Annotated in this window: 13 protein-coding genes; 3 read left to right on the forward strand and 10 right to left on the reverse strand. The window is 72.8% G+C overall.

What is annotated here, in order from left to right; genetic code table 11:
* The first annotated feature begins 18 nt into the window (after positions 1-18).
* Positions 19-1389 (forward strand): hypothetical protein, encoded by a 1371-nt coding sequence (locus LXT23_RS17950; RefSeq protein WP_253981421.1) that lies wholly within the window; start codon positions 19-21, stop codon positions 1387-1389.
* A 313-nt stretch (positions 1390-1702) separates the two neighbouring features.
* On the opposite strand, the gene LXT23_RS17955 is transcribed toward LXT23_RS17950, so the two are convergent.
* Positions 1703-2956 carry a DNA alkylation repair protein gene (locus LXT23_RS17955; protein WP_253981422.1) on the reverse strand — a complete coding sequence of 418 codons (1254 nt, stop codon included), beginning with the start codon at positions 2954-2956 and terminating at the stop codon, positions 1703-1705.
* Between the two features lie 104 nt (positions 2957-3060).
* On the opposite strand from LXT23_RS17955, the gene LXT23_RS17960 reads away from it, so the two are divergent.
* Both LXT23_RS17960 and LXT23_RS17965 read left to right on the forward strand, forming a co-directional pair.
* On the forward strand, positions 3061-3513 hold the full coding sequence (locus LXT23_RS17960) for an NHL repeat-containing protein (RefSeq protein ID WP_253981423.1): 453 nt from the start codon (positions 3061-3063) through the stop codon (positions 3511-3513).
* Between the two features lie 23 nt (positions 3514-3536).
* Positions 3537-4127 carry a peptidyl-alpha-hydroxyglycine alpha-amidating lyase family protein gene (locus tag LXT23_RS17965; protein WP_253981424.1) on the forward strand — a complete coding sequence of 197 codons (591 nt, stop codon included), beginning with the start codon at positions 3537-3539 and terminating at the stop codon, positions 4125-4127.
* Between the two features lie 8 nt (positions 4128-4135).
* Here the strand turns inward: LXT23_RS17965 and LXT23_RS17970 are convergent, their stop codons facing one another.
* The 9 genes from LXT23_RS17970 to LXT23_RS18010 form a co-directional block, all read right to left on the reverse strand.
* On the reverse strand, positions 4136-5836 hold the full coding sequence (locus LXT23_RS17970; protein ID WP_253981425.1) for a hypothetical protein: 1701 nt from the start codon (positions 5834-5836) through the stop codon (positions 4136-4138).
* A gap of 530 nt (positions 5837-6366) precedes the next feature.
* Entirely contained in the window at positions 6367-9123 is a 2757-nt protein-coding gene (locus LXT23_RS17975; RefSeq protein WP_253981426.1) for a VWA domain-containing protein, read from the reverse strand.
* Between the two features lie 12 nt (positions 9124-9135).
* Positions 9136-10467, reverse strand: coding sequence for a hypothetical protein (locus LXT23_RS17980; protein ID WP_253981427.1), 1332 nt, complete (start codon positions 10465-10467; stop codon positions 9136-9138).
* Between the two features lie 75 nt (positions 10468-10542).
* Positions 10543-12270: a BatA domain-containing protein gene (locus LXT23_RS17985; RefSeq protein WP_253981428.1), complete on the reverse strand. Its 1728-nt coding sequence runs from the start codon at positions 12268-12270 to the stop codon at positions 10543-10545.
* Positions 12271-12373: 103 nt separating this feature from the next.
* The gene (locus LXT23_RS17990) at positions 12374-13222 is read right to left on the reverse strand and encodes a DUF58 domain-containing protein (RefSeq protein WP_253982321.1); all 849 of its coding nucleotides are present in this window, start codon (positions 13220-13222) and stop codon (positions 12374-12376) included.
* Between the two features lie 8 nt (positions 13223-13230).
* Positions 13231-14754 (reverse strand): ABC transporter permease, encoded by a 1524-nt coding sequence (locus LXT23_RS17995; protein ID WP_253981429.1) that lies wholly within the window; start codon positions 14752-14754, stop codon positions 13231-13233.
* On the reverse strand, positions 14751-15734 hold the full coding sequence (locus LXT23_RS18000; RefSeq protein ID WP_253981430.1) for an ABC transporter ATP-binding protein: 984 nt from the start codon (positions 15732-15734) through the stop codon (positions 14751-14753). Before LXT23_RS18000 ends, LXT23_RS17995 begins: the two co-directional genes overlap by 4 nt.
* Complete coding sequence (locus LXT23_RS18005; protein WP_253981431.1) at positions 15731-17476, reverse strand: hypothetical protein; 1746 nt, start codon at positions 17474-17476, stop codon at positions 15731-15733. Before LXT23_RS18005 ends, LXT23_RS18000 begins: the two co-directional genes overlap by 4 nt.
* Positions 17469-18467, reverse strand: coding sequence for an AAA family ATPase (locus LXT23_RS18010; protein ID WP_253981432.1), 999 nt, complete (start codon positions 18465-18467; stop codon positions 17469-17471). Before LXT23_RS18010 ends, LXT23_RS18005 begins: the two co-directional genes overlap by 8 nt.
* Positions 18468-18487: the final 20 nt, after the last annotated feature.

Genomic DNA, 18487 nt, shown 5'->3' on the forward strand with positions numbered 1-18487 from the left:
ACCCCTTCCTCGACTCGGTTGAAGCGACTCCTTCCCCTCACCCTCGGCCTGCTGGTGCTGGCGGGCTGCTCCAGCGCGGACGCCGACACGCCGATGCCCGGTGGCGACGCGGGCGTCGATGCGGGTACGAGCCCGGGGACGGACTCGGGCACGGACGCCGGGACGGGTGGAGGCACCGATGCGGGCACGGACGCCGGGACAGGCGGGGGCACCGATGCGGGCACGGACCCCACGGCCTGCCTGGGCGAGTCCTTCCTGGAGTCGCTGGGCAAGGACCGGCTGCTGGTGGGAGCGCAGATGGAGGACTCCACCGCGGCCAGCGTGCCCTTCGACATCCACTACCTGTACCTGGCGAGCGGCCTCACGGACGCGGCCACTGTCTGCACCGCGTGCAACTCGAGCTGCGTGGCCCAGGGCACCACGTGCGCGAGCGGCGGGTGCCCCTGGTGGGGCTGCTGGCAGGACCTCTCCCAGAGCCCGGGCGACTACGTGCGCGGCTTCGTCACGCGGACCCGCGGGCGCAACCAGCTTCCCTTCATCACCTACTACCAGCAGCTCCTGGGGAGCCAGCGGGGCGAGGGCGCGGAGCAGCTGCAGGCGCTCAATGAAGTGGCCTTCATGCGGCGCTACTTCAATGACTATCGCTTCGCCCTGCAGCAGGTGGGCACGGCGCCGGCGCTGCTCCACCTGGAGCCGGACCTGTGGGGCTACCTGCAGTTCAACTCCAACGGTGACCCGACCCGGGTGGCGGCGCAGGTGGCCTCCGCCAACGCGACGGATTGCGCCGGGCAGGCGAACAACGCCTCGGGCCTGGGCCGCTGCATGATTGCCATGGCGCGCAAGTACGCGCCCAACGCGAAGGTGGGCCTGCATGCCAGCCCGTGGGCCACGCGCATCGACGTGTATGCGAACACGAATGCCTCGTTCGACGTGGCGGGCGAGGCCCGGAAGGTGGCCGACTTCCTGTTGTTCGTGGGGGCGGCAGACTCGGACTTCGTCGTGGTGGAGGCGGCCGACCGCGACGCGGGCTGGTACGAGGTCCGGCGGGGCGAAGACACCTGGTGGGACGCGAGCAACGCCACCCTGCCCCACTTCCGCCAGGCCTTCACCTGGGTGAAGGCCCTCTCCGAGCGGATGAACAAGCCGAGCTTCTGGTGGCAGCTGCCGGTGGGCAACCCGGGCCTGTCGAACTCGGGCCAGAGCTGGCGGGACAACCGCGTGGACTACTTCTTCGCGCACACGGCCGAGCTGGCCGCCGCGCACTCCGTGGGCTTCGCCTTCGGCGCGGGCAATGACGAGACGACCACGCCGGAGACGGACAACGGCAACCTGGCGGCTCGCGTCCGGGCCTACAAGCAGGCCGGTGGTCAGCGGCTGTGCACGCCGTAGCCACGTGAGGCGCGCGGGCCACCAGCGGATGCGGTGGCTCGCGGGGCCGAGGCAGCTTCAGGACGCAGTGGGCCCGACCTGCCCGCCAGATGCGGGTACGGGCACCCGCCAGCTCCCGTGGAAGACCGACCCAGCAGACCAAGGCCGGGCGCCACCTTCGCGCGGAATGAGCGTTCCTTCCAGGCACCAGGGCGGGGGCGGGGGCAGGCCAGGCCCCTGCGCGGAATGAGCGTTCCTTCCAGGCACCAGGGCGGGGGCGGGAGGAGCCTCCGCATGCCGTGCAGCCCCCTCCCGCGTGCCGGAGGAGTCCGGCTCAGGCCCGGGGCCGGGCGCGCCTCTTCGCCGCCGGAGCCGCCCGCTTGGCGGTGACCTTCTTCGCCGCCGGAGCCGTCCGCTTGGCGGTGACCTTCTTCGCCGCAGTCTTCTTCGCAGCGGGAGCCGCCTTCTTCGCAGCGGGGACTGCCTTCTTCGAGGCGGGGGCCGCCTTCTTCGCGGCAACCTTCTTCGTCGCGGCCTTCTTCACCGGAGGAGCCGCCCGCTTCCCGGGGGCCTTCTTCGCCGCGCGAGGCGGGGTCTTCTTCGCGGCCGCCTTCCGGGCGCCGGACGCCGGGGACGCCTTCTTCGCCGCCCCACTCCGCATCACGTTCGCCGGAGCCTTCTTCGTGGCCCGCGTGGCGACGCTCCTCGCACTCTCCGCGGCCTGCCTGGCGACATCCGACACCGCGTTCTGCGCGGTGGTCATCGCATCCCGGGCCCCCGACATCACGTTCTTCGCGCTGGCCACGGCGCTCTTCGCCCCGGACGCCACGCTCTGCGCTCCGGCCGCCGCCTTCGCGGCCATGTCCCTCACGCTGTCCACGGCGTTCTTCGCCAGGGTCACCGCCCTGCCTCCCGCGCCCTCCCTATGGGCGCGGACCTTCTCGATGTACGCGGCGGCGTCGGGCGTCTCGCACGCGGTGTCCCCGTGGTCGACCTCCACCTTTCCGACACGCCGGGCCACCTCGAGCGCCGCCTCCTGGAGCGCCCCGCCCCGTCCCCCAATCGCAATGAGCGCGGAGTTCATCGCCTCGCGCACGCGGTTCTGCGCGGAGTGGATGCCCTGCTCGATGCGCGGCAGCCAGGGTGACAGCTCCTCGTCGGTCAGCTGCGCCGTCTTCGCGGCCAGCGCGGCCAGGAGCTGCCAGCCCGCGCGGCGCTGCATCTCTCCGGACGCCTCCGACCACGTCTCGAGCGCCTTCCGGACGTGCGGCGAGTGGACGACCACGTTGTTGATGAACACGTCCACCAGCGAGTGCCAGTCGAGCGCCCGGGCCCACGCGTCCAGCTGCATCCAGGACATGGCTGCCGCGTCGGCCACCATCGTCGCCAGCATCCGCGCATCCGAGTTGCCGGTGTCCCAGAGCGCCTCCGCGAGCCCGGCATTCGTCTTGATGCGCTTGCGCAGCTTCTCCAGGTCCCCGAACTTCACGCCGAAGAGGGGCTCCGGCGCTCCGTGCCGCAGGAACGTCTTCCGGGTCTGCTCCGAGCCCAACGACTCCAGCTCCCGCATCGTCTCTTGGAGGTCCATGCCCCGGAGTCTGCCACGGTCCACCGGGAGTGAAATCCCGGCGCCAGTAACACTGCGTGGAGCGACCGGTGTTTTACATATCGAAGCACCTCCGCCGAGCCCCCATGCGCCTCCGCCCTCTCGAAAGCCCCCGTGCGCCGCTGTTGGCGGCCATCCTCGTGCTGCTGTCGTGTGGCGGAGGCATGAAGCACCTCGACACCCCGGGGGGCGCGGTCGGCGGCTACCAGGCCGTCGAGGACTGGCCCCAGCTCCCCGACGGGTACGTCCTGGGCGAGGTCACCGGCGTGGCCGTGGACTCGAAGGACCGCGTCTTCATCTTCCACCGCGCAGACAAGCAGTGGGGCAACGACGCGCTCATCTCCCGGCCGACGGTGCTGGTGCTCGACGGGGAGACGGGACGGATGGTGGCCAGCTGGGGAGAGAACCTGTTCAAGGTGCCCCATGGCCTCGCCATCGACGCGGACGACAACGTCTGGTTGACGGACGTGCGGCTCCACCGCGTCTTCAAGTTCTCGCCGGACGGCCAGCTCCTGCTCCAGCTCGGGGAGGGACTGTGAGCCCCCGCGCGGAGACGAGGCGCTTGCGCCCGTGGCTCGGGGGACTGCTGCTGGCGGGGGCGGCTTGCGCCAGCTCGCCGGTGGCGTTCGACAAGCCCACGGACGTGGCCGTCGCGCCGAGCGGGGACTTCTACGTGTCGGACGGCTACGGCAACACGCGGGTGGCCCGCTTCAAGGCCGACGGCACGTACGTGTCGGAGTGGGGCGGCTCGGGGACGAAGCCCGGCGAGCTCGACATCCCGCACGGCATCGCCCTGGGCCCGGATGGCCGCGTCTACGTGGCGGACCGGGGCAACGCGCGCATCCAGGTCTTCGACGCGGACGGCGCCTTCCTCGCGGAGTGGAAGAGCCCCCACCTGGGCCGCCCGTGGGGCATTGCCCTGGGCCGGGATGGATTCCTGTATGTGATTGACGGAGGCGACCAGAACGCCGAGCACCCGCGTGCGCGGGCCCTGAAGCTGGACCTGGAGGGCAACGTCGTCGCCCGCTGGGGCGAGCATGGCCAGGGCCCCGGCCAGTTCGACTGGGGGCACGACATCGCCGTGGACAGCCAGGGGAACGTCTACGTCGTCGACGTGCGAGGCAGGCGCGTGCAGAAGTTCCGCGCCCCATGAGGGCCCGCTCAGAACAGCCGCGAGTACGTGGGCGGCAGGCCGGGCCGGGGCGTCCACCGCCGTCCGTCGCGAGGCAGCCACAGCAGGTGGAAGGCGCCCGCAGGCCCCTCGTAGCGCACCGCATGCGGGCCCTTGGGCAGCGTGAGCTCCGGCTCCGTCACGCGCGTGCCGTCGATGAACAGCGCGCCCCGGGAGAGCACGTCCTCGGGCTCGACGAAGTAGCGGCCGTCGCGCACGGCGAGGAAGCGGCCTTCCAGGGGGCCGGCTCCGGGCGGCTCGTAGCGCTGGCCCCACAGCGAGAGGTCACCATCGAGAGGCTGGTAGTGCTCGGTGAGGAAGCGCCGCAGGGACGGAGGCAGTCCGGAGGTGCGCAGGTCGTCCACGCGCAGCACGCACCCGGTGGCCACCAGCGCCTCTGGAATCTCGCGCGCCAGCCGGGCCGCCTCGGCGCCGCGCAGGTACGCGTCCGTGTAGAAATAGAAGTGTGCATGCGGGCGGCTCACATAGCCCCCGGAGTTGTCATAGACGACGTCCTCCGGCCCGGTGAGCGTGGCGATGCGCGCGAGCACCTCCCGCTGCCGCGCATTGCCGCCTCCCTCCAGCAGCGCCTCCAGTCGCACGGCCTGCACGGCCAGCAATCCCGCCAGGGCCACGGCGCCCGCGACTCGCGCTTTCGGTGTCCGCAGCCATCGGAACACCTCCGCCACGCCGCGCGCCATGAAGGGCGCGAGCACGCCGAGCAGCGGCAGCAGGCTGTAGGGGAACGGCGCGCGCTGGAGCGCGTACGAGCCGAACGTCGCCGGCACCGCGAGCAACAGCAGCGCGTCCGAGTCACTCCAGCGTGCATGGCCGGCCCGCCACCACCGGCGCACCGTGGCGGCGAAGCCCAGCGCCGCGAGGGTGAAGCACCATGGCTGCTCCGCCAGCACGGGCAGCAGGTACTTGCTGGACGAGAAGCCGGGGTAGTGGCGCTGGTGCTCGGAGGCCCAGACGAAGCACCACTGCCACCACGCGCCCCAGGCGTCGCTCACCGTGAGGTACGCCGCCACCGCGGCCAGCACCCCGAAGGCTCCGGCCAGGAAGGCACGAGGCGCGGGGACGAGCGCGGGTGCCCGTCCCCTTCGCACGACGAGGTCCGCCGCCAGCGCGACGCCCACGACGGCCCCGTAGAACAGCACCTTCTGCGAGCCCCACACGGCGGCCACGAACAGCGCCCCGGCCGCGAAGCCCCGCGCCGGCGTGGCGGGACGGAGCGACAGCGCCGCGAGCGCGCCAAGGAAGAGGGCGATGGCCAGCGCATCCGGGCGGACCTCCGTCGCGAAGCGCATGAAGGGAGGCAGGGCCAGCAGCAGTACCGGCGACAGCAGCATGGCGAGCCGCTCCTCGCGCCGGTTGAGCAGCGCCACCGCCACACAGGCCCCCGCGAGCGGCAAGAGCATGGCCCCCCGCAGCGCGAGCACGTTGAGCGGCTCGTCTCCCAGCAGCCGGAAGAGGGGCGCCAGCACCTGGTACACGAGCGGGAAGTGGACCTCGAAGAAGTCCCGGTAGGGCACCTGCCCCCGGGCCACGAGCCACGCGGCGTGGGCGTACTGGAACTCGTCGATGCTGAAGGCCTTGTGCAGGGCCAGCCGCAGCGCCTGGACGCCGAGCCCGCCCAGCACCAGCGCGCCTCCCCACCCCATGACCTTCCCTGGCTGCAGGGTCCTCATTGACCTCTTTCCTGTTGCATTTTTTATTTGGGCTAGGAAATTTCCAATTCAGTTGCGCGGAACACACTTGCCGTGTATCAATTAGTCCACCCTGTGAGACCCACGGGGGCGGGTCACCCTCATCTGTGTTCCCCCTCCGAGTCAGGGAGGACCCGTGCCTCACCGCTGGTTGCCCTTCATCTTTGTTCGGCCCAACGAGTCCTGGGCTACCGGCATTTTTGTAACCGCAGGCCGCCCCTCAGCCGTGACCCACATCCAAGTCGGGGCGGCCTGCACCTTCATCACCCATGCGTCGCCCTCCCACCCTGTTTCACATCCGGATGGGGGCGAACCTGTCGTTTTGCTGGCCGTTCTTCAGCCGTGAATGCACATCCAGAACGGAGCCACTCGCGCACGAGTCACGCGCGAGCCGCTCCTCAGCCGTGATTCCGCACCAGGTCGGAACGACCCGCACCTGCATCACCCGCGAGCTGCCCCACAGCTGTGAACCTCTCCAAGGACGGGGCAGCTCGCACCCTTCGTCTTCCGCCTCACCGGTCCAGTCGTCGGCGTGAGCGGGCGCGCGCGGCCTCCAGCGCCGAGTCCACCCCACCCTCGCGCGGCTTCGGCGCTGGCTCGGGAGGAGTCGCCGCGCCCTGCGTCGCCGTCGCCGCACCCTCGGCGGGCCGCGTTTCAGCACGTGCCGCTGGGGCGCTCCGAGCCACCCCGGGCGTGGTGCGCGGAACAGCCACCGTCGTCGCGCCCGCCTTGCGAACCCGGGGCCCGGAGAGGAAGCGGCGCACGACCACCTCCGCCAGCAGCACGGCCAGGGCCAGGGCCACCAGCCAAGGAGCCAGCGCCCACCGGCCCTGGGACTCGGGCGCCTCCATGAAGAGGCCCGTCATGGACAGGCGCTCCACGCCTCCCCCCACGGCGGCCACCGCGCGCAGCAGTTCCAGGCCTTCCTTCGCGCTGCCCGGCTCGAACTCCGGCGCATACGGCAGCGCCACCGGCGGAGCCCTCAGCACCCGCGAGCCCAGCCGCACCACGGGGTGCCACGTGCCACTGCCCTCCAGCGGGTACTCGGCCACCAGCCGGTCCTCGTCCTCCCAGCGCATGGGCCGCTCCACCGGCGCGGTGCGCCCGTCACCCGGCAGCAGCACCAGCGTGGGCAGCGCCCCCGGCAGCGGCTCGCCCGGAGGCAGGTCCAGCGTCACGCGCAGCAGGTGGCCCTGGCGCTCGGAGCGCACCATCGCCTCGCCCACGGGCGTCGAGCCCGCCAGCGTCCAGCGCACCATCGCCTCCAGCGCCGCGCGCAGAGAGCTCCACTCTCGCAGCTCGCCCGTGAAGGGCCCGTCCACCTCCGCGGTGAAGGCCACCGTGCGCCCCGCGCCGCGAGGCCACATCGCCAGCACCGGCGCTGCGTTCGTGTCCAGCGTGCGCAGCGCCACGCTCGCCTGGGGCTTGAGGTACGTGAGGTTGTAGCCGCCAATCTGGGGCAGGCCCTCCGACGGCAGGCGCCCCAGCAGCGGCAGGTCCGGAGCGCCCTCCAGCGAGGCGGGCTCGTCCACGAAGGTGGCGCGCGCCACCGTGAGCGTCTCCTGGCTGAAGATGCGCGGCAGGCTCATCGCATCCTCGGCGAAGTACATGCGCCCGCCTCCGCGCGAGGCCACCTCCTGCAGGAGCTTCGCGTCCACGTCCTTCGGCGAGCCCAGGCCGATGACGGACACCGTCACGTCCTTCGCACGCAGCTCCGAAAGCGTGCGCTGGTAGTCGGCCGGCTCCTCGGAGTCCGCCGCGTCGGAGAAGAGCAGCACGTGTCGGGTGGCCTTCTCGCTGCGGAGAATCTCCCCCTTGCCCACGCGCAGGGCCTCGCCCACGTAGATGCCACCGCCGCCGCTGAAGCCGCGCGCCACCTCATCCAGCGGCAGGCCGTCCTCCACCGGGCTGAGCGGGAAGATTTCGTGGGCCTCCGTGTCCACCATGTGGACGGAGACCTCGTCCTTCGGATTGAGCAGCGTGAGGGCGGCGACCACGCCCTCGGCGGCCAGCTCCATCTTCGTGCGCCCGTCGGGCACGGTGACGCCCATGGAGCACGAGCAGTCCATCAACACGCTGAGGGCCACCGCCGCGCGGCGCTGCTCCTCGCGCATCTCCAGGGACACCGGCAGCAGCGGCTCCAGCGGTGAGCGCCGGTAGCCGCCCTCGCCGAAGCTGCTCCGCCCGCCCGTCATCACGAGCCCGCCGCCGGCCTGCTCCACATATGCCGCCAGCGCGTTGAGGCCCGGCTCGCCCAGGGTGTTGGCGTCCACGTTCTCCAGCACCACCGAGCCCACGCCATCCAGCGCATCCAGCGTGAGGCGGAAGGGCGCGCGGACGTCCAGCTGCATCCCCGTGGCCCCGAGCGCCTTGGCCAGCGTGCCCCGGGGCTGGTTCGTCAGCAGCAGCACGCGCGGCGGCCCCTCCACGCGCAGCACGGCGAGCCCCTTGTCGTTCTCCGCCACGCCGTCACCGGGCACCTCCACCGTGAGCTGGTAGCGCACGAGGCCCGGCTCCTCCACCAGGTCGCGCAGCGGCAGCACGTTGGCGCCGGGCGTGAAGTCGAAGGGCCCCTGCACCAGCACGCGCCCGTTGCGCTCCAGGCGCACCGTGCCGGTGACGGCGGCGGAGGCCTGCACCACGGCGGAGAACTGGAAGGGCTCGCGCACTGCCACGGAGGCGGGCACGTCGAGCGAGACGACGGCCACGTCCAGCGGAGGCTCGGGCCGGGCCACGTGGCGCCAGTCCACGGCGAGCCCCCGCGCCGCCAGTCGCCGCGCCGCGCCGCGTGCGTCCACGCCCGTGGCCCGCCCGTCGGACAGCACCAGCACCCGGCCCATGCGCGCCTCGGGGATGAGGGCGCCCGCCGCGTCCAGCGCGGCCGACAGGTCCGACGCCTCCGCGTCCACCGGCCGCGTGAAGCCACCGAAGCTTCCGGACGCGGACAGCGACTGCTCCACGCGGGCCTCGCGTCCGAAGGTGACGACGCCCACGCGGTCCCCGGGACGACGCTGGGCCTCCAGCAGGGTGACGAGCTCCTGCGCGGTGCGGTCCACGTCCCGGGGCATGGAGGCGGAGCGGTCCACCACTACCACCACGTCGCTGCCCGCGGTCCCCAGCCGCAGCTCCGGCCCGGACAGCGCGCCCACCGCGAGCACCAGCAGCGCGGCGCGCAGCCACATGGGCGGGCCCGGCCGCCGGCCGTACTTCCAGAGGAAGAGGCCCAGCGGCAGCAGCAGCACCCACGCCTGGGGAAGGGAGAAGCTCATCGCCTCGCGAGCCTACCGCTTTACGGGAGCCGCTTCCGGGCTCCCCTCCGGACGAGGCCACAGGGCGATGACGCGCGCGGCCTCCTGGTGCTGCTGCCAGGACAGCCGGTCCCAGTAGAGCAGGACGTCGTCACGGGACAGCTCCAGGGTGGTGCCGACCCCGAACGCGCACGCCACCTCCGCCGGGCTCCAGAGCAGACTGGAGGCGGAGCCGTAGCCGAACCGGTGGGTCGCCAGCTTGCGCAGCATGGCATCCATCCGCGCTTCGGGCAGGAGCAGGAGCTGGTCCACCAGCAGGCTCAGGGACACGGACACCCGGTCCCTGCGGGCCCAGGCCGGACGCTCCTTGCCGTCCACGGGCTCGGTGATGGTGTCGAGGAGCAGGGCGGCGGAGGCGTTGGGCAGGTAGGCGATGAAGTCGGGCCGCAGCACCATGAGCCCGTCCGGCATCTCATCCTGGCGGTAGTCGCCGGGCTTCGTCCGGAACGCGGGCAGGACGGCCACCGGGCGCCTGAAGTCCTGGGTGGCCGCGGCGCCATGGAACTCCTTGCGGCGGCGGATGGAGAGGAGCGCGGCGAGCTCGCCAGCCCGGGGAACATGTCGCAGCGTGATGGCCGGCCGGCCCACGGTGACGCTGTTCGTGAAGAGGTTGTAGGAGATCTGCCCTTCGCCCAGGGAGGCCAGGCGCACCTCCACGGGGTCGCCCTGGCGCGGCTGCCAGAGGACCCGCTCGTTGGTGAGCCAGTAGCGTCCGGAGCGCAGGAACGTGACGACGAGGGTGAGCGCCAGCAGCAGCACGGCGGCCCAGGGAGTCGCGAAGCGGGCCAGGGCCACGCACAGCGAGACGACGAACAGGGACACGCCGAAGGGAGGCAGCACGGCGGTCCCCTCCAGCAGTCGCTGCTCGTTCTCGCCGGGTGGCAGGGGCAGCGGGCGCAGCGCCACGGCCCTGAGCCGCGCGAGCCGCTGCTCGAGGCTGGCCCCTGCCTCCATCGGGAGCCGCCGGGCGAGGGCCGCTTCGAGCGCGGTGCGCGCCGCCTCGAACGCCCTCGCAATCCCGCTCGCCGTGCCTGTCCCCTCGGGCTCGCGCTCCGCCCGCTTCCGCAGCGGCGCGAGCGCCTCGGGCAGCGAGGACTCGGCCAGGTGCGCCGCCTCCAGGACCGCGGGCTGGAGGCGCAGCTTCGCCTTCCAGCGTCGCTTCTGGAGCGCGGCCGTCAGCACGCGGTAGCGCTCGATGGCGGCCTCCACGACCTCCAGGCCCCCTTCCAACTGCACGCGCAGGTCCCTCAGCTCCGAGACCTCGGACGTGTCCCCGTGAGCCCGCGTTGCTGTCCGCTGAAGCATGACCGGCAGTGTAGCGAAGACGGCCCGGGGAGGCGCCGGAGCCTCCAGTTCAAGGCAGCGCCCAGTCGCGGTGCCTCACACCCGCCGTGTGACGTAGAAGTCCGCGACCAGCGCGGCCAGCAGCAGCACCAGGGGCCAGCGCGCCCTCCCCGGTGCGCTGCCACGCTCGTCCTCTTCACCGGACTCGCGCGCGGGCACATCCACACTGCCGCGTCCGCGCAGGTCGGACTCGCGAGCGTCCAGCGCCAGCACCTCCGCCGCGTCCACCTCCTCGCCCTCGCGCTCCAGCGCGTAGCGCCCGGGACCGGCGGGTGGCGGCAGGCTCACCGCGCCCGCGCCGAACACCGGGCGGCTTCCTCCCGGCCCCACGAGCGTGTAGCGCGCACCGGGCACCGTCACCACGGGCAGGGGCTCGCCGAGCGTGAGCTGCCGCCGGGGAAAGCCCTCCCGCGTGCGCCGGGCCTCGCGCACCAGGTTGCCCAGCAGCACCGGCCAGGCCGCCACGCGCTGCACGTTGGAGCGCGCCAGGTCCACGTTGAGGTGGACGCGTCCGCCCTCCTCCTCGGACACCAGCACCGCCTCGCCCGCAGTCACCAGCGGCCGGCCGGGAGGGTTGTCTCCCGCCGTCCACCGCACGCCCGCGAGCTGCACGTCGTCCAGCAGCGGGTGGCTCTTCTCCGAGAAGAAGGGCCCCACGAAGGTGCGCGGCTTCCCCGGCGCCCCCACCGTCACACGCGCCTCCGTTCCCCGGGGGCCGATGAGCAGCGACTCCACTGCGGCCCCACCCTTCTGGACCTCGGGAGCGACCGCGAGGAAGCGTTCCAGCGACTGACGCTCGGCGGGTCCCAGTCCCTCCGCCAGCCCCACGGCCACGGGGCGCGCGGGAGCAGGCGGCAGGCGCACGCGCCCATCCTCGGGCAGCGCATCGTACGGCAGGAACACCACCACGTCTCCGGCCCCCTGGAAGGTGAGGCGCACCGTGGCGGTGCCCTCGTCGGGAAGGAGCACCCGCTCCACGCGCTCGGTGCCTTCCTTCGCACCGGGACCGGGCAGCGCGAGCACGCGGGCGTCCACCTCCCGAGGTCCGTCGCCGAACCGTGCCACGCGCACCGTCACCGTGGCTGAGGCCCCCTCGTCCCGCCGCTGCGCGGAGACGAGCGCCACGTTGTTGCGCGCCGTCCCCAGGGCCAGCCATCGCACCGAGGCCGGCACGGTGGCGGGAGTCTCGGGAGCCACGTCGGTGAGGAAGACCACGCGCCGGCCGGTGCCGGCCAGCTCCTGCGCCCACGTGAGCGTCGGCACGGGGTCGTGGTCCGCGCCCTGTGACTGGAAGGACTCCAGCGCCGCCAGCGCGCGCGACGGCTCCGCCTCCGGCCCCGCCAGCACGCGAGGGACGAGGCCGCTGGCCAGCACCGTCACCTGCGTCGCGTCCACCTCCTCCACGCGCTTCGCGGCCTCCTGACGAGCCTTCTCCAGCACCGTCACGCCGTCCGGCCCGCGCGCGGACATGGAGAGGCTGCCATCCACCACCAGCACCAGGTGCCGCGTCCGCGCCGCCTCGCCCAGCCGCACGTCCGCCAGGAACAGCGCCGCGGCAATCACCGCCAGGGCCTCCAGCAGCAGCGAGGACTCGCGAGTGAAGCGCTCCCACCGGGGCCCTGCTTCCGCGCGAGGGCGCGGCGTGCGCCACAGGAACAGCGCGCTCACCACCACCGGCTTCTGTCGCCGCCGCAGGAAGTACGCCGCCACCAGCGGCGCCAGTGCACCCAGGGCGAGCAGTCCCCACGGGAAGCCGAAGCTCACGCCTCACCTCCCGCGCGGCTCGCTGCTCGCGGCCCTGACGGGCAGTTCGCACGCCAGCACCTGGCAATGCCCGGCACACGCGCCGCTGACGGAAAGCCGAAGCTCACGCTCCACCGCCCGCGATGAACAGTGGCCGCAGCGGCCCCGCCACCAGCGCCGCCAGCGACTCCGGCGCCGGAGCGGTGAGCAGCGTCCCCCGCGCTCGCAGTGCCGCGGCCCTCAACCCACGCTGGTGCTCGGCGAAGCGGCGCGAGTACGCGGCCAGCACATCCTCCGTCAGCAACTCCTCCAGCGCCGTGTCGCTCTCCGCGTCCACCAGCCGCGCACCCTCTCCGCCCGACGGGTCCAGGTCCTCCGCGTCCAGCACCTGCATCAGGAACAGCCCCGCCGCGCCCCGGGACAGGCGCGAGCACAGCGCCAGCAGGTCCGCCTCGAACAGGAAGTCGCTCACCACCACCCGCAGCCCGCATGGGCGCAGCGGAGGCAGCCGCCCCAGCGAGGCGGACAAATCATCCCGCGCGTCGAACTCCGCCGCGTTCAGCGCCGCACGGCATGCCGTCCCCTGGGCCCGCTCCGGCCGGGAAGCCGCCACCAGCAGCGTGGGCGACAACCCCTGCCGCGCGGCCACCTCCGCGGTGAGCAGCGCCAGCTCCCTCGCGCACGCGGCCTTGCGCGGCGACAGCGCCATGGAGCGCGAGCCGTCCAGCACCACCTCCACACGCGGAGACACCTCGTCCTGCCGTATCCGGAGGATGAGCTCGCCCGTGCGAGCCACCGCGTTCCAGTCCACCTGCCGCAGGTCATCGCCCGGCTGGTACGCGCGGAAGTCATGCAGCTCCAGCGAGCTGCCGGCGGACGTGGCGCGCACCTCACCGACGAGGCCCCGGTGGGGCACGCGCGGCAGCGCCAGCCCCAGCCCTGGCACCAGCCGCGCGACGGCCGCCTCGTCCATCCGCTCGCTCACGAGGAGTGGACCCGCCGCTCGCGCTCGACGAGCACCCGGTCCGCCGCGAAGGCGGCCAGCAGCGCCACGCCCATCACGAAGTACAGCAGCGAAGACGGCATCTTCGTCCCGGCCGGGTACTCGTGCGTGGCGAAGTTCACCAGCCCCACCACGGGGTTGAAGAGGTTGACGAGCCCGTCATCCCCCTCCAGGTCCATCAGCACCGCCACCAGCGGAGGCAGCGCGGAGGCCAGGCCCACCGCCGCCACGAAGAGCAGGCGCACGGCAGCCGGCGAGGCCAGCCGGTCCGAGCGCGCCATCCGCCCCAGCAGCACCGCCAGCGACAGGAAGAGGATGCCGTACGTCGGCGTCGCCGCCATCGCCATCCGCATCGACATGCCCCGCGCCGGAGGGTTCAAGGCAAACACCGCGAGCACCGACCAGACCACCGCCCAGGCCACCAGCAGCAACACCACCAGCCGGAAGCCCCGCACCGCCCCCGGGCGCAGCAGCGACCACGCGCGAGTGGCGGCGCGCAGCGGTCGCGCCTGGCCATCCAGGTCCGTGGCCACGAAGAGCCCCACGCCGATGAGGTGCACCCCTCCGACGATGCCGAAAATCTCAGGCACGGTGTGGTCGCGGCCCTCGAACCACCAGATGCCCGCGCCACACGCCATGGAGAGCAGCACCTGGGCCACCAGCGCGCGCCGGGGGCCCCGGGTGTAGTCCTCGGTGGGGAGCGCCAGCCGGGACGCAGCCGCCTCGAAGAGCAGCCACCCATCGGTGAGCATCACCAGCAGCGCGACGGCCGCCCCATAGACGAAGTCATCGTCGCGAAGAATCCGGTCGCCCGTCTCGGTCAGGGCGTACGTCGCCACCAGCCCCTGCACCAGCGCCATGCCCAGCACGCCCAGCAGGGCGAAGTGGACGAAGCCGCGCCCCAGCCGCCCGTCCGCCAGCGTCGCCGCGCACACCCCCACCACGGTGAGGAACATGAGCCACGCGCCCCCCAGCGCCAGCACGGTGAGGATGTTGGGCAGGGCGATGCCGTTGAGGAAGTAGCTGAACAGGAGGAAGGGCCCCACCGCGGAGGCGTACAGGGCCGCCTGCACCAGATAGGACGTCACCTTCCCGCGGAGGATTCGGCGAGGGCCCAGGCCGGTGAGCACCAGCAGCACCCACGTGTCGTCCTCCCGCTCGCGCGCCAGGGAGCGGTACGCGTTGTAGGGGATGACGAAGAAGTGCACCGCGCCCAGGCAGACGAAGAAGGCGAAGAAGAAGCCCCTGCCGTGGCGCGCGTACGCGGCCTCGCGCGTCTCCACGTAGGCGACGAGCGCCAGCATGACACACGCCAGCAGCATCAACCCGAAGCACGCCCAGAAGATGCGCGTGCGCAGGCCCTGGCGGACCTCCTTCACCACCAGCGGGTTGAGCCGGTCTCCCCAGCGCTCCCACCAGGGCGCCGCGCCCGCCGCCGCGCCTCCGGGAGCCACCGCCGTCTCCGGGGCCGGGCTCGCGGCCGTGTCCACGGGCGTGCTCACGCCACCCTCCCCTTCGTCACCGTCATGAACGCATCCTCGAGGTTCCGCTCCCGCGCGCTGAACGCGCACACCGGCAGGCCCGCGGACACCAGCGCCGCCAGCAGCACCGCCGCCGCCGCGTCCACCTGCGCGGGCCCCATTCCCGCCTCCAGCTCCAGCCGCACGCGCAGCGACTCACCCTCGCGAGCCACCCGCGCCACCCGGGGCTGCTCCAGCAGCAGCCGCTCCGCGCGAGCCCACAGCGCATCGCCCTCCGCGCCCGCGGCCAGCCGCACCGTGAGCTCGGGGGCCATGGCCGGGCCGGTGCCCTGCTGGAGCAGGTCCGCCACCTTGCCCGTGGCCAGCAGGCGGCCCTGCTCGATGATGGCGCACGTGTCGCAGATCTCCGCCAGCTCCGTGAGGATGTGGCTGGAGATGATGACGGCCTTGCCCTGGTCCGCCAGGGCGCGCAGCAGCTCGCGCAGCTCGATTCGCGCGCGAGGGTCCAGCCCGTCCGCCGGCTCGTCCAGCAGCAACAACTGGGGGTCGTGCAGCAGCGTGCGCCCCAGGGCCACGCGCTGGCGCATGCCCTTGGACAGCGCCGTGGTGAGCTTCTGCGCCAGCGGGGTGAGGCCGGTGAAGGCCATCACGGACTCCACGCGCTGCCGGCGCTGGGGGCCCTTCAGGCCATAGGCGCGCGCGAAGAAGTCGAGGAACTCGAAGACGGTGACGTCGTCGTAGGTGCCGTACCGGTCCGGCATGTAGCCGATGAGCGGCCGGGCCCGGTCCGGAGTGTCCACCAGCGAGTGCCCGTCCAGCAGCACCTCGCCGGAGGTGGGCACGTCCAGCGTGGCGAGGATGCGCAGCGTGGTGCTCTTGCCCGCGCCGTTGGGGCCGATGAAGCCCAGGATGCTGCCGGCCTCCAGGCTGAAGGACACCTCGTCCACCGCGCGCAGCGCACCGAAGTCGCGCCGCAGCCCCTTCACCTCGAGCAGGCTCATGGCCGCACCTCCTCCACCTGGCCTCGCACCAGGTGGACTGCCGCCTCCAGCTCCACGGGGATGATGGAGGTGGGCACGGGGCCCGGACCGCCGAGCCGCACGGCGAAGCCGCCCTCGGGCAGGTCCGCGTGGAAGGCCGTGTTCCCGTCCACCAGCCGCTCGTGCAGCTGCGGGCCCATGTGCTGGATGAGCGCGGTCATCGGATGAATCATCTCCGCGTCCTGCTCCGGCGGGCCCAGCTCGGCCTCGGCGCCGTCCTCCAGCGCGGGCAGCTTGTAGTGCGCGCCACTTCGCTTCACGTAGCCCTCCTCCACCCGCGCGCCCAGCGCGTTCTGCACCCGCAGCGCCTTGCCGTCGGTCCGCAGCACCAGCCGCGCGCGCGAGGGCAGCACGGCCACCTCGCCCCACTCGCGGTAGGTGCGCGGTGGCAGGAAGCCGCCCGTCACCGTGAGGCCGTTCGTCCAGTCCAGGTCCGCCAGCGACTCGTCCGCGTTGTCCGGGGCGAGCAGCGCGCTGGAGGCGGGCAGCTTCACCGGCTCCGGCGACAGGTTGGCGTACCAGGCCGCCACGCCGAGCGTCACCGCGCGCGAGCGCTCGCCGTCCAGCCACGTGAGGCTGTAGCGCGCGGAGTGGACGGCGAAGCCATCCACCAGCACCGACCAGGCGATGAGGGCCAGGCACGTGATGACGGACACCACGGGCACCGCCACCAGCACCGCCACGGGGCCCCTGCGGCGCGCGAGCATCAGCCCGCCAGGGCCCACCGCCAGCGCGAAGACGAGGATGAGCAGGAGGAAGCGGCCCACGGGCGCACGGGCACTGTCCAGCAGCGGCAGCACTCCGCCGGTGAGCGCGCTGCTCTGGTCCCAGCGTGGAGGCGGTCCGATGGGATTCACGGGCCCCGTCTCGGAGACGGTCATCAGGGTGTTGCGCAGCTGCGTGCCACAGGGGCTGGACGGACGGCACAGCTGGACCTCGCCGAAGCCGTACAGGGCCTCCGAGGAGGACCCGCCCTTGCGCAGCAGCGGCAGGCGCTGGCCCACGTCGCCCGGCGGGCGGAGGAGGACGAGCTTTCCTCCCGAAGCGGCGTACGCCTCGAGCACGGCCCACACGTCCGAGGGCACGGTGGTGGCCTCCTCGGCGAGGACCACCATGGAATAGCCCACGTAGGCGGACAGCTCGCGCGGAGCCTCCTTCGCGTCGACGAAGCGGGCGGAGAACCAGGGCTCCTGGTCCTCCTCCGACTTCGGCATGCCGGTGCCCGCCTCGAAGTCCTTCCCCGCGCCCAGCACCAGCACGGCTCCATTCGCCCCGTCTTCGAGGTACACGGGCTGGAGCATGCGCTCGAGGCCGGGGGAGTCCACGACGAGGCTGCCGGCCTGGAGCACGGCGGGTACCAGCAGCCAGGTGACGCGCCGCTGGCGAGGCCCCACCTCCACGCTGCGCTCCGTGGTGCGCGAGCCCGTGCCGAAGTGCCCCTGGAAGGACATGCGGGCCTGGAGGGGTACCGGGCCGGTGTTCTGGAACACCACCTCCAGCGGCGTGTAGCCGCGCCGGGGCTTGAGCACGCCAACGCGCACGGAGACGCGAAGGTCGCCCCCTGTCAGGACGTCGGTCGTCCCCGAGGCATCGCGATAGCCCATGCGCGCCTTCTCTTCTTCCGCTATTTCCGGAGAGGTGGCGAAGGCGCGCGGAGCCCCGAGCAGCAGGAGCAGCAGCACGGCGGGCAGGGCCCTACGCACGAGGCACCTCGGGCACGGCCTGCAGGAGGGCGCGCACCACGTCGGAGGCGGTGACCTTCTCCAGCGACGCCTCGTACGCGAGCACCAGGCGGTGGTTGAGGGCGGCGGGCGCGGCGGCCACCACGTCGTCGAACCCCACGTTGGGCCGGCCGTGCAGCAGGGCGAGGGCGCGCCCGGCGGCGGCGAGCGCGAGCGCCGCGCGAGGGCTGGCGCCATAGCGCACGAAGCGGCGCACCGCCTCGGGAGCGGAGGCCTGACGGGGGTCACTGGCCTCCACCAGCCGGCCGATGAAGTCGGCGACGGGGCCGGGGAGGTGGACGCGGTCGGCGGCGGCGAACAGGCGGCGCAGGCCGTCCAGGTCGAGCACGGGGGACAGCTCCGGTGGAGCGCCACGGACGCGGGTGGTGAGCAGGGTGCGCAGCGTCTTCGCGCCCACGGGAGGGACCTGGATTCGGAAGAGGAAGCGGTCGAGCTGGGCCTCGGGGAGCGGGTAGGTGCCCTCCAGCTCGATGGGGTTCTGCGTGGCGAGGACGAAGAAGGGGTCGGGCAGCGAGCGCGTCTGCCCGAGCACCGTCACGCCGCGCTCCTGCATGGCCTCCAGCAGGGCGGACTGTGTCTTGGGGCTGGAGCGGTTGATTTCGTCGGCGAGCACGAGGCTGGCGAAGAGGGGGCCCTCGCGGAAGACGAAGTCGCGGCGGCCCTCGCCCTCGAGCACGTAGGTGCCGGTGATGTCGCCGGGGAGCAGGTCGGGGGTGAACTGGATGCGGCGGAAGGGCAGCGCGAGCAGCTTCGCCAGGGCCTTGCACAGCTCCGTCTTGCCGAGGCCGGGGAGGCCCTCCAGCAGCACGTGCCCGCGAGCGAGCACGGCGACGACGACCTGCTCGACGACGGACTCCTGGTCGAGGAGCACGGTGTTCAGCCCGTCCTTGAGCCGTGACGCCACCTCCGCCGCACCCTGCGCTTCGACGGGACTGAGAAGCTCCGCTGCCACGTGTGTCTCCCCTTCCGAAC

The sequence above is a fragment of the Pyxidicoccus xibeiensis genome, assembly GCF_024198175.1.
In the GTDB taxonomy this organism is placed as follows: Bacteria; Myxococcota; Myxococcia; order Myxococcales; family Myxococcaceae; genus Myxococcus; species Myxococcus xibeiensis.